Annotated in this window: 14 protein-coding genes; 5 read left to right on the forward strand and 9 right to left on the reverse strand. The window is 40.0% G+C overall.

Annotated elements, in window-relative coordinates:
* Positions 1 to 157: 157 nt before the first annotated feature.
* The 4 genes from V7266_RS05455 (at position 158) to V7266_RS05470 (ending at position 3,399) form a co-directional block, all read left to right on the forward strand.
* On the forward strand, positions 158 to 982 hold the full coding sequence (locus V7266_RS05455) for a helix-turn-helix domain-containing protein (RefSeq protein WP_335466452.1): 825 nt from the start codon (positions 158 to 160) through the stop codon (positions 980 to 982).
* Positions 983 to 1,110: 128 nt separating this feature from the next.
* Positions 1,111 to 1,431 (forward strand): hydantoinase B/oxoprolinase family protein, encoded by a 321-nt coding sequence (locus V7266_RS05460; RefSeq protein ID WP_335466453.1) that lies wholly within the window; start codon positions 1,111 to 1,113, stop codon positions 1,429 to 1,431.
* Between the two features lie 14 nt (positions 1,432 to 1,445).
* Positions 1,446 to 2,603 carry an N-methyl-L-tryptophan oxidase gene (gene solA / locus V7266_RS05465; protein ID WP_335466455.1) on the forward strand — a complete coding sequence of 386 codons (1,158 nt, stop codon included), beginning with the start codon at positions 1,446 to 1,448 and terminating at the stop codon, positions 2,601 to 2,603.
* Between the two features lie 640 nt (positions 2,604 to 3,243).
* Positions 3,244 to 3,399: a hypothetical protein gene (locus V7266_RS05470; RefSeq protein WP_335466457.1), complete on the forward strand. Its 156-nt coding sequence runs from the start codon at positions 3,244 to 3,246 to the stop codon at positions 3,397 to 3,399.
* Positions 3,400 to 3,545: 146 nt separating this feature from the next.
* Here the strand turns inward: V7266_RS05470 and V7266_RS05475 are convergent, their stop codons facing one another.
* The 4 genes from V7266_RS05475 to V7266_RS05490 all read right to left on the reverse strand — a co-directional run bounded on the left by V7266_RS05475 (position 3,546) and on the right by V7266_RS05490 (position 8,436).
* Positions 3,546 to 4,904 carry an MFS transporter gene (locus V7266_RS05475; protein WP_335466458.1) on the reverse strand — a complete coding sequence of 453 codons (1,359 nt, stop codon included), beginning with the start codon at positions 4,902 to 4,904 and terminating at the stop codon, positions 3,546 to 3,548.
* A 106-nt stretch (positions 4,905 to 5,010) separates the two neighbouring features.
* Complete coding sequence (locus tag V7266_RS05480; RefSeq protein ID WP_335466460.1) at positions 5,011 to 6,801, reverse strand: tannase/feruloyl esterase family alpha/beta hydrolase; 1,791 nt, start codon at positions 6,799 to 6,801, stop codon at positions 5,011 to 5,013.
* A 248-nt stretch (positions 6,802 to 7,049) separates the two neighbouring features.
* A complete protein-coding gene (locus V7266_RS05485) occupies positions 7,050 to 7,580 on the reverse strand; it encodes a DAPG hydrolase family protein (RefSeq protein WP_335466462.1) in 531 nt (176 codons plus the stop codon).
* 106 nt (positions 7,581 to 7,686) lie between these two features.
* On the reverse strand, positions 7,687 to 8,436 hold the full coding sequence (locus V7266_RS05490) for a 3-keto-5-aminohexanoate cleavage protein (protein WP_335466479.1): 750 nt from the start codon (positions 8,434 to 8,436) through the stop codon (positions 7,687 to 7,689).
* Positions 8,437 to 9,428: 992 nt separating this feature from the next.
* On the opposite strand from V7266_RS05490, the gene V7266_RS05495 reads away from it, so the two are divergent.
* Entirely contained in the window at positions 9,429 to 9,653 is a 225-nt protein-coding gene (locus tag V7266_RS05495; RefSeq protein ID WP_335466464.1) for a DUF3954 domain-containing protein, read from the forward strand.
* Between the two features lie 467 nt (positions 9,654 to 10,120).
* Here the strand turns inward: V7266_RS05495 and V7266_RS05500 are convergent, their stop codons facing one another.
* The 5 genes from V7266_RS05500 to V7266_RS05520 form a co-directional block, all read right to left on the reverse strand.
* Positions 10,121 to 10,813 (reverse strand): ROK family protein, encoded by a 693-nt coding sequence (locus V7266_RS05500; RefSeq protein WP_335466466.1) that lies wholly within the window; start codon positions 10,811 to 10,813, stop codon positions 10,121 to 10,123.
* An 8-nt stretch (positions 10,814 to 10,821) separates the two neighbouring features.
* On the reverse strand, positions 10,822 to 11,025 hold the full coding sequence (locus tag V7266_RS05505; RefSeq protein WP_335466468.1) for a hypothetical protein: 204 nt from the start codon (positions 11,023 to 11,025) through the stop codon (positions 10,822 to 10,824).
* Between the two features lie 208 nt (positions 11,026 to 11,233).
* Complete coding sequence (uidA, locus tag V7266_RS05510) at positions 11,234 to 13,021, reverse strand: beta-glucuronidase (protein ID WP_335466470.1); 1,788 nt, start codon at positions 13,019 to 13,021, stop codon at positions 11,234 to 11,236.
* 125 nt (positions 13,022 to 13,146) lie between these two features.
* Entirely contained in the window at positions 13,147 to 14,520 is a 1,374-nt protein-coding gene (locus V7266_RS05515) for an MFS transporter (protein WP_335466472.1), read from the reverse strand.
* Positions 14,521 to 14,581: 61 nt separating this feature from the next.
* On the reverse strand, positions 14,582 to 14,816 hold a 235-nt coding region (locus V7266_RS05520; RefSeq protein ID WP_335466474.1), incomplete at its 5' end, for a hypothetical protein.

Below are 14,816 nucleotides of genomic sequence, written 5' to 3' on the forward strand. Positions count from 1 at the left end.
CACCTTTATTTTACAGTTAGAATAACGATTAGAAGAAGGATGGATCTTGCTAACAATGCATACGATTCTGCTATTTCTCTACAAGTCCACTTGTGTGCTGCCGTTAGTTAAGCTAAACTATCCTTAATTAAGTACAATTTAGAAAAGGATGAGGACCATGGAACTGGACCGCCCCTCCAACTATGACGGATTGGCCTACAGCATGGTGATCGCCGGACATTTCAATGAGAGCGACACCTATTCTACCGTTCGTCCCGACGGCATGAGTGACTGGCTTATCACGTTCACGCTTGGCGGTGAAGGTTTTTTCGAGGTAAACGGCTCCGAACAGCGCACAAGGGCCGGGGACGTAACACTATTGAAGCCGGGAACACCCCACCGTTATGGCACACCTAAAGGAAAAAGCTGGCATTTTGTTTGGGCACATTTTACTGGCGGCTTCATGGATGCGAGATTACTGCCACTCGATGCACTGACCATCCGGCAAATTGAGCAGCAAGCGGTGAGGGAGCGGATTTACCAGGCTTTTCTCCGAATTCTGTCTGACTCGAGGGAACGAGGTGCTTATTGGCACGAGCTGTGCTTGAGTGCGCTGCGGGAGGTCCTGATGCTGCTTGCAAAACAGCAAACCAGCGGGTTTGACCCGCGGATCGAAGAAACACTGTATTTGCTCGCCCAGCGGATGCAGGAGACGGTTCGAGTCGAGGATCTTGCCCGCAGTGTTGGTCTTTCCGCATCGAGACTGTCGCATCTATTTAAAGAAAATACCGGCGAATCGATTGTGGAGGCACTTAACCGCATGCGAATTAAGCAGGCTGCCTTGCTTCTTTCCCATACGAATCGGAATGCAACTGAAGCAGCCCATGACGTAGGCTTTCAAAATTACAACCACTTTACCCGGCAGTTTCGCAAATATATAGGGCTGACTCCAAGCGAGTTCAGCCAAAGCTTCCGGTCCAAAGAGCTGCGGGGCCCTAATTAGTTGATTAACATGTAATATTAGTGCCTTGCTTGTCGAACCAGATCGCTTTCCTACCTTTACATTGTTAATTTCATACAAACGTATGAAAGCAACGTAAAAAAGGCAAGAGCCCGTACAATTCCTGGCTCATGCCTTTTTCAATAATTGATTGCCTTACCTATGGTGGCCGCCCAGAGAAAGATGGCATGGATGCAATGGATTTCAGCTCTTGGAATACGAGAAACAATCCAATTGAGGACCTGGATATGCACACCCCCATGATTTGTGAGCAATATGAATTACGTGAAGATACTGGCGGTGCAGGTAAAACACGCGGTGGACTGGGAATTGTCCGCTGGAATCGTTTTTTAACCGATGGATTAATGACCATGGCTGTCATCAAAATAAATCATTTTACCAGAAAGCTTTTCCCGATTATGATATTCATAATTAATAATTTCAAATGGTGATAAGGGGTGCGTGAATGAAAACACATTATGAAGTGATTATTATTGGTGCTGGATCGATGGGAATGGCAGCTGGTTATTATCTGTCAAGGCAGGGAACAGAAGTACTTTTAATTGATGCATTTGATCCACCCCATTCCAACGGCAGCCATGCGGGTGAGACTAGATTGATTCGACATGCTTACGGGGAAGGCAGACAATATGTTCCACTTGCCCTTCGTTCTCAAGAATTATGGAATGAACTGCAAAAAGAAACAACCGAAACCATCTTTAAGCAAACCGGGGTACTGGGATTTGGTCATACGGGTTCCAAGTTTATGGAGGAGGCCATTGCAAGTGCCGAAGCCTATCATTTGCCTTTAGAAATTTTGAATAGTGAGGAAATCAATAGCCGCTGGCCAGGTATCACCCTCCCAAATGGATACTCAGGCTGCTATGAACCTGCATCAGGTGTATTATTCAGTGAAAATGGAATCCGCACCTATCGCAAACTAGCATTAGAAAAAGGAGCACAATTACTGACAAATACCCCTGTAATCGATTTAGAAATCAATGAAAATAGGAATATTATTCACACGGAAGAAAGAAGTTTTACCTCGGATAAATTAATTGTTAGTGCTGGGGCATGGAATGGGAAACTAGCAGCCAAACTTGGTTTGAGCTTGCCGCTTCAGGTAAAACGTCAAGTGGTAGGCTGGTTTGAAGCGCCAGATTCTTTATATGACGAACAAGTTTTTCCAGGATTTTTTGTCGATCTGCCAAATGAAATTTATTATGGATTTCCTAGTTTTCAAGGTTGTGGTTTAAAACTTGGCCGTCATGATTATGGTCAGGATGTGGATCCAAATAAAATTAACCGCGAATTCGGGATCTATCCTCAAGACGAAGAGAAGATCCGTGATTTTCTAAACAGGTATATGCCACAAGCTGCCGGGGATCTCATTAAAGGGAAAGTGTGTATGTATACCAAAACGCCGGATGAACATTTTATTATTGATTTACATCCTCAATACAAAAATATTGCGATTGCAGCAGGGTTTTCCGGGCATGGCTTTAAATTCGCAAGCGGTGTTGGCGAAGTGTTGAGTCAATTAATTACAAATGGAAAGACGGAACATGATATTTCCCTTTTTTCGATCACTCGGCCTGCATTATTAAGTAAGAGCACAATATAAATGAAGGGAACCATTTCATCACATAAAACGTGATGGAATGGTTCCCTTTTTTAAATTTATTTTGTAATACCACAAACAACTTGACCGTCTTCTTTTGCGGCCACTAAAATGGCCTCCTTTTCGATTTCGAATTTTGGATGGTAATTAAAGTATGGTTTTTCTACCATCAAAATGTTGTTGCTTCATATTTTTAAAACTTTGATTGTACATCATGTATTAACGCAAGTATCCTGCCAAGATATTTAATATTTATTTTTCATTATATAAAGCTTCTCAGATCACAAAACATTCAAAATGTTATTAAACACCCGCATTTATGAATATTAAAAAATTGAACAACTGTTAAATCTGCATGTGTACAATTGTTATTTTCTTTGACAGTCCTTTACCAGTAGTAATAATGATGAGAATTATAGATCCTCTGTAACATGCACTAACCGTCAACATTCTAACATTCACGCTGATCAACTATATTAAAAGTACTCCTAACATGGCTGGATTTTAAACTAGTTACTTACTGTCCAAATAATTAATTTTTTTGTAATGATTGTAGTGAAAACTTAAATCAAAGAGTACAAGCATTGGAACATATAGATAAAATAAATAAAAAATCAACTTTTAATTAAAGGAGGTTTTTTTGATGGGTATTTTAGCGAAAATCATCTGTACTTTAAAAGGTCATATTTATGAAGAAACCAATCAGAGGCCCGATGGATGGGGATATATTGCGACTTGGTTTGTATGTAACCGATGTGGTCATGAAAAAGTAGTCACAAAGCGAGAAGATGAAGCTTAATGGCAATGCCCACATGCCTTCTAGGATAAAGAGAATTATGCAGGAGATGAAAGAAAATCATAAATACATTGTATAAAGTAGAAAAGACCAGCGTGCATACGTCTGGTCTTTAAATCCCGAAGAAGACTCTCCGGGATCAAGTTGAGTTATTTAGCTATTTCTAGTTTTTTCTGATGAACTGCATTTCTTTCTTTTTGATAATTCCCATGCTGTTCTTGAACAAACAACATGGCAAACCCACCAATAATAGCAGCTGTCGCAATCGCAGCAAAGTTATACTGAGGCATTAAATTTATGGAGAGTAAAAATCCAACAAAGGTTGGTGCCACGATTCCTCCCATTCTGCCAAAAGCCATCGTACTACCCAAAGCCGTTGAACGCATGCTGAATGGGTAATATTGTGAAACAAAGGCATTGGACAAATTTTGCACTCCTACGGATGAAGCTCCAATCACCGAAATGTAAATAAAGGCAAGAATGGTACTTTTCGTAAATCCGATTAATGATAGTGCAATCGCTCCACAGAAAAATAGCGGAACAAGAACTCTTTTAAAGCCCCATTTATCTACTAATCGGCCAAATATTATCGTACCTGCAATCGCACCTACTTGCATAACCGCCGTAAAGGTCAAACTTGAGCTAAGATCATAACCTGACTGCATCATGAGACGTGGCAGCCAGGTGTTCATCGAATATATAAGAACAAAGGCGGAAAAACAGGATATCCAAAACATCAAAGTACTTAAGGCCCGTTTTTCTTCAAATAACTTGGTAACAGGCGAACCTGGTGCCTTTACTTGTTGTTTTTCCATTTGAATCACAGTTTTCTTATCGATGCTAGAATCTAACTTGTTTAGAATATCCTTCACTTTCTCTACTTTCCCATTTTCTATGAGAAAACCGATCGACTCTGGGATCATTTTGATCATAAATGGAAGGAATGATAACGGAATTCCTGCCAGCCAAAAAACAGGCTCCCACCCCGCTGTAGGAAGGAGAGACCGGCTCGTTAAAGCAGCCATTATCGCCCCAACAGAATAACCACAGAATACAAAGGAAACTACTGCCGATCGTATACGTTTTGGTGCAAATTCCGTTGTTAGAGCAATAACATTCGGCATAACTCCACCCAAACCAATACCAGCAATAACACGAAAGAGCGTAAATGTCACAGGCCCATTAGCAAATCCTGTAAGTAAAGTAAAAAAGCTAAATATTAAGGTCGTTAATATTATAATATTTTTTCGACCCCATTTATCTGCTGCCATTCCAAACATGATCGCACCAAGTGCGGTGCCAATTACGGTATAACTTCCAATTGCTCCCGCCATTACGTCAGATATACCCCATTCCTTTATAAGGGATGGAACAGATGCACCGTATATCACTACATCATACCCATCAAACGCAATGACGAGAAACATCCAAAAAACAAGCCAAAAATGATAGGACTGAAATTTACTATTATCAATCACATGGTTAGCATTAATAGGTTTTGCTTTCATCGTTTTAACCTCCATGTTTTCGTAGAATCGGCAAAAAACAAGAAAAGTAAGAGAGGGGCATGCACGTTTTCCATCTGGCACGCCCCTTTTATCTGCTTTAAAAGGGCTATTGGTTAAGCTCGGAACCGCCTGAACTCGGCTTGCATTGGAAGCTGCTGGCCACTTCCGGGTCACCCTTTGTATAGCGCGCTACAAGCGGGTAGGGACACAGTGGACGGGAACGGTCCGGTGCCCAGGTGGAAGGCACATCTAGGTTAACTCCGCCCGGATTGCCTTTGCCGCGCGCCGTGGCGGTAATTCTGTCCGGCGCCTTGCCGTATTCAACCCAATTAATTAGTGCACCCAGCCCGTCAAACTGATCGGTGGCGGGACCACCACGAACATGCCCCATTCCGGGGACTTCGAAGTAGCGGGCGAACTCCTCTGCTTTGTTCTGGTAGTTCGCCTCAAGCTCATCATACCAGCGCGCCGTGTCATCAGGGGAAAAGACCCCGTCTGAGGTGCCGTGCACCACGATCATCTTAGCCCCTGAATTTCGCACCGTATCTAAATTAGTCGGGTTCGGAGGCGTCATGAACTCCATGGCACTTTCCGTGTAGAGCTCATTGAACTTGTAAATCATCCCCGCCTGAGTGTCCACATTAAAGTTCAGCGCATAGCCCAGGGTGTTCTCAAGCATCTTAGGATTTTCCGGAGGTGTTGAGAAGACGAAGCCGACTGACACGGGATCACGTGGACCCACGGAGCTACTGAACTTCCAGCTGGCCCAGCCGCTCTGGACAACCCCTGGGTCAAATGGGAAGGAAGAGTAGAGCGCTTCTCCCGAGCTGGTGCGGGCTCCCGCAAAAACATCCTCCACGACGCGCTTCTGCTCTTCCGTCAGGCAAGTGCCATCTCGTTCCACGACACAAGTTGGGACGTCCCGCTCCACGTTGAAAACTTTCTGGCAGCGATTGCTGTCCTGCACCATGCCGTCGACCAGCCGATCCAAACCATCACAGCGGTCCAGTATCGCCTGCGCAAGCACTTGGCGCTCGACCGGAGGCAATGCTGTCTCCAGGTTATCTTTAGTGCTGGCCACCTTGGCCCACTGCTGAGCTCCCCACAGCTGGGCTACCGCGGCCTTGGGCAGGTTAAAACCTGGCGCAACTGCCAGAAATCCGTCGTACTGATCCGCGTAGCGGGAAGCAGCCACCATTGTGTGCCGGCCGCCGTTGGACCCCCCGGCAATGTATGAGCGGTCGGGCTTACGTCCATACGCTGCCTCTATCAAGCTCTTAGCCATAGGGGTGAGCGTTCCAACTGCTTGATAGCCGTAGTCCAGACGTGCCTGCGGATCAAGTCCGAAAAGGGGATTCTGCGCTCCGTTGTGTCCTGCGTCCGAGCTCAGAACAGCGAATCCCATCTGCAGACCGTTCTCCAGCTGACCGCCTGTGATGCTGCCAAGTGCCGGAACGACAACGCCGTCTAGTCCTCCATTAGCTTGATAAAGAAACCGGCCTGCCCAGTCGACAGGAAGACGCATCTCAAAACCAATTGCATAAGTCTGCCCGTCTACAGGGCTTACTCGCTCGTTCATTTTTCCCTGGATGAGGCAATGCGCGCCAACCGGCTGACCGCCATTGGACAGCGCCCCATCAGGAACAAGCTCTGCCTTTGTGATAGTAGTACGCGTGAAGTCAAAGGATGCCAGTGCCTCGCACTTCTTTAGTGTGCCTGGCTGTGCGGGAGATAGCTGAGGAATTGACACGGATGATCCCCCTGCATTTCCTGCATTTTGTGTATGCTTATCCACTTTTGAAGCGCTTCCACTTTCCGCCATAACAAAGGTAGGAAAAAATGACATAATGATAAGAACTACTGTTAGTAGCATAGAAAAACTTTTCTTCTTGTTCACAGATATTCTCCCTTCATCTTCTATTAAACTGTAAACTTAATTATAGGCGATGAAGATATAAAAAAATACGTACACGATGTGCTAAAAGATATTGTAAATTTCATTAAAATTGTGGATATAGAATGAAAAAAGCTAACAAGTGGACAAACCGTCCAACCTTGTTAGCCTTTTTCAATTTTTATGCTATTTCCTTCTAAACCAATCTTACTAATAATCTAGTATAAACGATACCCCTGTTCCTTATATATTTAAAAATTCAACTTTTCTTCTTCAAACAAGGATGGTAATATCTTGGCCAAATGAGCAAATTCCTTAGCGCAATGATTGATAAGAGATTTGGGAGCAAGCTCTGGAATGGTCACTCCTTCGGGAAGAACTTTAACTGGGTTCTTATTCTCATCAATTTGATATCCAATCCAAAAACGTGATCTTAATTCAACTCCACCTTCAACTTCTCGCACAAAATGTGTCATAACAGCATTTAATTTATTTTCAGAGATACAATTTGCACAGACAATGGTGCCACAAGTATTAGTACCAATTTTATCTGCCTCATAACCTAAATCAGCAGGATTTTTAAAATTGATCTGAATCACATCTCTGCCTAAGCCAAGTAAAACAGACGGATCCCATCCATATGCTTTGGCATAACCTTGGGTAAAAATGTTTATTCCGTCCGCTGTCCAGGCAGCAAAATTGTAATACATCAGCATACAGAAGATGATCATACTCCAGCCTTTTGACCCGAAGTCATTTTTGATTCTGGTCTCATTCCCCATAAAAAAACCTCCTCTTTAAACTAACAAAAATACCGGATATTGAAAACCCTTTCATTTTGTTTTGATTTATCCCCTAGATCTAGGGGATATGGCAGTATGCTGGTATTTAATTTGTTAGAATGCTATTTTTCAACCCTAATATGGCTCTTGCTTCATCAGGTGTGGCGATTCCCTTGCCCAATTCGGTAACCGTTCTCTTCGTTCTTTCTACAAATTCAACATTAGATTTGGCTAATTGTCCTTTTGCGTAGTAAATATTATCTTCCATCCCTACACGTAAATGACCGCCTGATGCCAATGTCGCGTAAAGAATAGGCAAATGGCCTTTGCCGATGGCAAGTGCGCCCCATGTAGAGCCTTCAGGAATTAAATTTTTTAAGAAAACTAAATTTTCTACCGTTGCTGCCATTCCACCAGGGGCCCCAAGGACAAATTGGAAGTGGCATGGTTCTTTTAAGACACCTTTTTTAATAAAGTAGAGTGCATTGTAAACCATCCCGGCATCAAAAATTTCAATCTCAGGTTTTACTCCAAGTTCCTGCATCCTTAACCCGGATTTTTCTAGGAATCTCGGACTATTTTCAAAGACCGTGGAGTGGGACCAGTTCATTGAACCACAATCATAGGATGCAAGTTCTGGCAATAACTCCATATAAGGTTTCATGCGGATCTCGTCTGTTAATCCCAATCCGCCTGAAGTAGTCAAGTTAAGAACAATATCACAGCGCTCCCTAATCAGCCTTACCGTTTGTTCAAATTTATCAAAATCCATGGACGCACGATCTTCATCATCACGAACATGGATATGTGCAATCGAAGCTCCTTCTTGATAACAAGCATATACTTCATCAGCAATTTCTTCAGCCTTTGTATTTTATTAAAGAATCAGCAGTATAGAAATCGCTTACATTTTTTTCTTCCAACCTCCCTCCCAACTTCTTACAAAAGTGATGTTTTTTTATAATTTAATTATCGCAAATATTGTGCCAAGTGATTTCCTCTAAATTTGTGATTGGTTTTTGTGCTTCTCTAGGGAATTTATAGATTAGTAGAAGTTTCTTATACCATACAAACTGATAACGAAATGTATCAAGTACGATTTCATTCATGGAAAACCTTGATAAACAAGGAGTTAGATTGATAAATTTTTGTATCAATCATAAAATCAAATGTATCATTAAAAAGAGGTACATTAATAAAGTCGGAAAGGTTTTTTAAACTAATCCTAACCCCACTCGTAGGACCGTTATACATAAAAAAATAGCCCCTATTAATGATCATAGGTGACTATGTTTCGAATTTAAAAGCATTAGCCATTGATATTTAGCTTTCCCCCCCTTCAAATTGAATATCCCAATCATCTGATTCATCTTCTGTTTTACAATCGTCAACGTCAGTATAAAGGATGGAATCGACTGCAATTCTTTTTATTTTCATTGTCTCACCCCTTTAAATAAAGTCATTTTACAAGAATTCATTTGTAAGTGGAAGGTCCCTTACGAAATTTCTTTTATTTCTCTCTTTAATATATTCTTATTCAAACAGGTTCGATTGTGCAGTGAGGATTATTTTGTTTATGGATGGAGACTTGCTCCAATAGTTGTTTGTCCTGAATGATTGCCAATATCCTTATGATTTTTCTATTGAATTTCTTCATACACAAATTTCACAATACCTCAACATTCGAGAACTCCTCTAATTATGTATCAGGTAGATAGTAAAAAATGGGTAAATATATAATCAAAGCCTAAATACAAATGAAAATAAGGTCGGTTTGGATCTTTTGACTTAATGATTTATTGAAAACCAAATTGGAGTTCTACAAAAAATGAAAATGGAGGATCACAAATGAAACCCAAAACTTTATCTGACCTAATGGAGGGAAACGAATTTATTTCAACAAATCTTCAAGTAGTAATAATCGACCCAAAGGAAAATTGTACTTACATTATGACAAACGGAAAAGCAATCAAAATGGATGCTCCCCCTTCTGGATTCGGGAAACATATCATGACTTGCCAAGACGGGAAAGTCGTCTACTTAGTAAAAGATGAAAAACAAAAATTTGAATAAAGACTTGAGGGAAGAACCGAGGGAGACAGAACGACATCGAAGTAAAAGTAACAAAGAGCTCAAACCTAAACCTATACTATTATTCATTTCGAGTAAAACCAGTGACCTGCAAGAATTCTATACAAATATAAAAAGTCTCGAATATTCCTTTCGAGACTTTTAGTTTATACCAATCCCTTTTAAAGAGTTTAAGATTTATTAATTTGTACCTGCATGTTGCAGCCAATTAACTTATTTACTCTATCTTTCTAAAATCTACTAATATATTACCAACTTTTCAAACTCTTGAACAGAGTGGAGTAAGCACGAATTCACCAATGCTATGACACGGATATCAAGCTTTTTGAAGTTTGCTGGCATCTGTTTTTCAAATTTCTTTGGATAGTTGGAATAGCCATTCCAGAGTCATCTTTTGTATACCTGAAAATAATTCTCGTAAAGGGTTCTGGTACATTTGGCTTGAATAATTAAAAAGAAAATGTGTGTTCTTTGCTGACAAAGAAATGATAGAGTGCCCCATAAAGGTTGGCATCATTATGAAACTTACAAGCAACAACTTTAGGGTTTGCAGTATGCAAAGGATTGGCATTTTTGATTTCATTAATTGCCCATTGAATTCTTTCGAGCAAAATTGGCTGAACGCTAATTCCGCCGCCAATCGCAAAAACTTCTGGATCTAAAATATAATTTAGGTTTAATATTTGCGCTGCTAGGTTAATGCAATATTCATTGAAGATGGCATTGGCTTCTACATCGTTGTTCATTATGTATTTAAAAACCTGTTTTCCATCTGTTAAATCTTCAAGTTTTTTTATTTCTGCAATCCTGCGGACCATATCAACAGCAGAACAAATCAATCCAAAATATTCTGCTGCTCTTGTTTGTGGGCTGATTTGATTCATTATATAGCTTACTTCCCCAGCAGAAAGATGGACCCCACGATGAAGTTTTCCATCAATAATGATGCCGGCTCCAACTGCACTTCCTAGTACGAGCACCACCGAATTCTTAGTACCTTTTACACTACCGAGCCATAATTCAGCTAAGGCAGCACATTTTGCATCGTTTTCAATAAACACTTCTTTCCCATATTTCTTTTCAATTTTATTTTTCAGATTGACTTCATGTAAAAATGGAAATGAACCACCATAATAAATCATACCTATGTCTACATCAATTGTTCCTGGACAACTGATTGCAATTCCTTTATATCTGATAAAACATGCTCATCAATAATAGAAAAAATCACATTCTCAAAATCTGTTAAATTTGTTCTTGGAGTCAGCCGTTTTCCTTTTATTACAATGTTTGCTGCTGCATCCATCAATGCATACTTGGCAAAAGTCCCTCCAATATCAATTACTAAATACATGATTAATCTCCTCTCTACTGAGTCCTCTCGGGAGCATTCTAATTGATCTGACACAAAAAGACCTTCCGTATTCACCACGACTTTGACCTAGCCATTTGAATGGCAAAAAGCAAAACTCGCAATGACTCTTTGAGTTTTGCTTTTATTTTTAGTCAATAGTAGATTCCCTCTACAATCTAGACAATTAAAAAAGTTACTATAGTAAGACTTAGCCCTTATAGTTAAAATCAGGAATAGCTGTCCACCGTCTTCGCAGCTCATGTGCGACATACTTAGGCTTACGGTCACGGGTGAAGATCCCTTTTTTATTTCCCTGAACACGGATAATTCCTTGACTTGTTGCGAAATCAGCAAAGTTCCACACTTGTTCTCCAACAAAGTGGTTAAATTCATCAAACACTTCGTGATTTGCCCTATAGAACTCTACTTGATATTCTTCTGTAAACATAACCGGCTCTACATCGTGCAATCCCGCAACCGTATCAGCACCATATTCGGTCATCATGAACGGTTTGTCCGGGCATCGTTTAAGCCAGCCATTAAATTCGGTACGAAGCTTTTCTTTAGCTGAGACAAAATCACCGCCATCAACATACCAACCGTAATATCTATTAAAAGTAAGAATATCCAGTAGTTCCGCAACTTTGTCCTTTTCAGGTGAGGACTCAATTTGAGTAACAAGAGTAACAGGACGTTTTTGCGGGTCAAGTTCTTTTGCCATTTCAATTAGCGGTTTAAAATATTCATATGCCCCCTCTTCTTCGGATGCAGGTTCATTTGCAATATTCCACATAACGGCAGAGGGATGGTTTTTGTCACGTTCAATTAATTCCTTAATGACCTGCTGATGATGCTCAAATGTTTTAAGCTCCTTCCAGGTATTTCGGAGGTTTCCTCCGTTATACATGACAAGCATGTTCAAGTGCAAACCAACTGCCGGTACCTCATCAATGACGACAAACCCTTCGCGGTCAGCAAGACGCATGATTTCTTCCGAATACGGGTAATGGGCCGTACGGAACGAGTTAGCCCCAATCCATTTCATTAGGTTGAAGTCCAAAACATTTGCGGCTTCATCAAATCCTCTTCCATGGATGGGTGCATCTTCATGTTTACCAAAGCCTTTAAAATAGAATGGTTTATTATTAATTAGGAACTTCCCTTCTTTTATCTCTACCGTCCTAACACCAAATGACTGTTCATACACATCAACGGTTTTCCTACCCATTTCCAACTCTACACGGAGTGTGTATAAATAAGCATTTAATGGCTCCCACAATCGAACATTGGGAATGCTGATTTCCCCTTTAGCACCTTTTGCCTCACATACCACATCACCAGATTCATTTATCACCTTCACTTTTACTTGTGTGGAACCGATCATATCAACCGAATAGTGAACCAGTCCATCTATTTCCGTTACAATGGTTACATCCTTCACATAAGTTGTCGGTGTTGTATAAATTTTAACTGGTCTATGTAAACCAGCATAGTTGAAAAAGTCAAAATTTGGCTGGTTGCGGATTACTTTACCCATGCCGGGAATATCCTTTTCCGTTACAAAGCCAACCGGCAAGGTAGTCTCATCAACAATATTATTGACAGCAACCGTTAATCGATTTTTCCCTTTTTGTAAAAAATCATTGATTTCCGCCTCAAATGGTAAAAAACCACCTTTATGCTCGACTACAAGTTCCCCATTTACATATACTTTTGCCAAATGTGTGGCCGAACCAAATCGCAAAACCACCCGTTCAGCGGTAAGTATATTCGGAATGGTAATATCTCGCTCATACCAAACCCAGCCAACATGGTCACGTATATTTGCATGCACCCCAATATCATTAAATGATGAGGGTACAGCCATACTTCTTGTATCGGATAATTTGGTATGGTGCCAATTTTCTTGAAATCCAATTCCTGGATCAAGCTTAAAATTCCAAATCCCATTTAAATCTATAACACTACGAGTTTCAGTAACAATCGGATATAACATTTCAAACTCTCCTCTTCATCTGCTAGACTCTGTATCTTGATTGAATGGCAAAGAAAATAAGTTTTCTGATTATTAGATTAATGAACGGGAGATAGTTAAAGGTGTTCATAACTATCTCCTTTCTTTCATGCAGTTTTATCAGAATTCATTTCATTTCTTTTTACTTTTAAATCAGTTACAAGTTGAGCTGTACGTTTTTTGTTTAAAGGGTATAAGAAGGCAATACATGCAAAAACCAAAATTAGACCTATTGCTGGTATTAAAGTACCAAGTGTATGGATCCCATTCAAAGTACTTTGAGTTTGTGACTGAAGAGCTGGATTATAGCCAACTGCTGCAACCGCTACTCCCCCAATACCTCCGGCAACAGCCTGTCCTACCTTACGGGCAAAAGAATAGAGCGAATAAATGGTTCCGTCCTCACGAAAACCAGTTAAATATTCATGATAATCCACTAAGTCAGTAATGAACGCCCAACTTACTAAGTTAAATAGGGCATAACCAAACATGCCTATTGATAAAATCCCAATAAACTGTATGGCTGACAAATTTGGCAAAAGGTATAAAATGAAGTAAACAATTGCTGAAAGCAAGAAACCCGCCGAAGCTACTTCTTTTTTTCCAAACTTTGCTACCAAAGGTTTAACTATCGGCATCCCTATAAATATGGTAGCGGATTGAACAAGGCTGAGCATACTTAATATTTTTGCATTTCCAAAATAATCCTTAAACAAATAAGTATTTACTGTACCCATCAACATTAAACTAATTAAGAAAATAAGTGACCCCATTAGGAAAACAATTAATGGCTTATTTTTGGAAATACCTTTTAAGGTTTTTACCAAATTAACATTTGGTTTTTCAGTTTCATTCATTACGATCCGTTCAACACTTAATTTATAACAAGCCAAATAACTTGAGATAGATAGAATTCCGAAAATAATGGCTCCCATTAAAAAGTGATTTGCATTAGCTTTATTATCAACGAACATAACCAATGGTCCAACAACCCCGACAATTAATTGTGCTAGAGTTGCCCCTAGAGATCTCCAAGTTGATAAAGTTGTACGTTCTACTGGGTCAGCTGTGATGACGGAAGCCATCGAGCCATATGGAATATTAACAGTACTATACAATGTTCCCCAAAGGATATAAGTTACATAGGCGTATGCTATATAAAATCCATTTGACATCCCTGGAATATGAATAAACATTAATATACCTGAAATGACAAGAGGGATTGACATTCTATAAATCCATGGCTTGAATTTCCCATTTTCCCCTGCTTTTCTAGTATCAATAAAGCGGCCCCATGAAACGTCAGCAACTGCATCCCACAATCGAGCTAACAGGAATAATCCCCCCACACCTGCAGGATTAAGATGAAAAACATCGGTGTAATAGACCATTAAAAATGATGCTACCAAGCCAAAAAAGAAATCATTTCCAAAATCACCAAACAAGTACCCGATCTTATCTCTGAAACCAAATGGACGCATACAAGTCACCTCAAATAAATTTTGATTTTCGATAAATTGCGAATAATAAATAATTGCTAGCTTAACACTGACCTTTGAATTCGTTTACATTTTGTTTAAATATACTAAAGAAATTTGGATTATTATTAGGATTCTTTTCCATGAATAATTTCAATGGGTATGCTTCAATAGCATTGCTTGCATGATAAATCTCATCACCTTTGTTTCTTAGCTCTACCTCCTTATTAAACGTTTGAAATCGATTTCTTAAAAAGATTATAGTTTTTATTTTTAATATATTATGGTATATTTTACAG

The organism is Neobacillus drentensis (assembly GCF_036965645.1).
In the GTDB taxonomy this organism is placed as follows: Bacteria; Bacillota; Bacilli; order Bacillales; family Cytobacillaceae; genus Neobacillus; species Neobacillus drentensis_D.

What these genes read in the sequence shown, in the direction of transcription:
- V7266_RS05455 (WP_335466452.1), top strand. Translation starts at nt 158, where the DNA reads ATGGAACTGGACCGCCCCTCCAACTATGACGGATTGGCCTACAGCATG.
- V7266_RS05460 (WP_335466453.1), top strand. Translation starts at nt 1,111, where the DNA reads ATGCCTTTTTCAATAATTGATTGCCTTACCTATGGTGGCCGCCCAGAG.
- solA (WP_335466455.1), top strand. Translation starts at nt 1,446, where the DNA reads ATGAAAACACATTATGAAGTGATTATTATTGGTGCTGGATCGATGGGA.
- V7266_RS05470 (WP_335466457.1), top strand. Translation starts at nt 3,244, where the DNA reads ATGGGTATTTTAGCGAAAATCATCTGTACTTTAAAAGGTCATATTTAT.
- V7266_RS05475 (WP_335466458.1), bottom strand. Translation starts at nt 4,904, where the DNA reads ATGAAAGCAAAACCTATTAATGCTAACCATGTGATTGATAATAGTAAA.
- V7266_RS05485 (WP_335466462.1), bottom strand. Translation starts at nt 7,580, where the DNA reads ATGGGGAATGAGACCAGAATCAAAAATGACTTCGGGTCAAAAGGCTGG.
- V7266_RS05495 (WP_335466464.1), top strand. Translation starts at nt 9,429, where the DNA reads ATGAAACCCAAAACTTTATCTGACCTAATGGAGGGAAACGAATTTATT.
- V7266_RS05500 (WP_335466466.1), bottom strand. Translation starts at nt 10,813, where the DNA reads ATGATTTATTATGGTGGTTCATTTCCATTTTTACATGAAGTCAATCTG.
- V7266_RS05505 (WP_335466468.1), bottom strand. Translation starts at nt 11,025, where the DNA reads ATGTATTTAGTAATTGATATTGGAGGGACTTTTGCCAAGTATGCATTG.
- uidA (WP_335466470.1), bottom strand. Translation starts at nt 13,021, where the DNA reads ATGTTATATCCGATTGTTACTGAAACTCGTAGTGTTATAGATTTAAAT.
- V7266_RS05515 (WP_335466472.1), bottom strand. Translation starts at nt 14,520, where the DNA reads ATGCGTCCATTTGGTTTCAGAGATAAGATCGGGTACTTGTTTGGTGAT.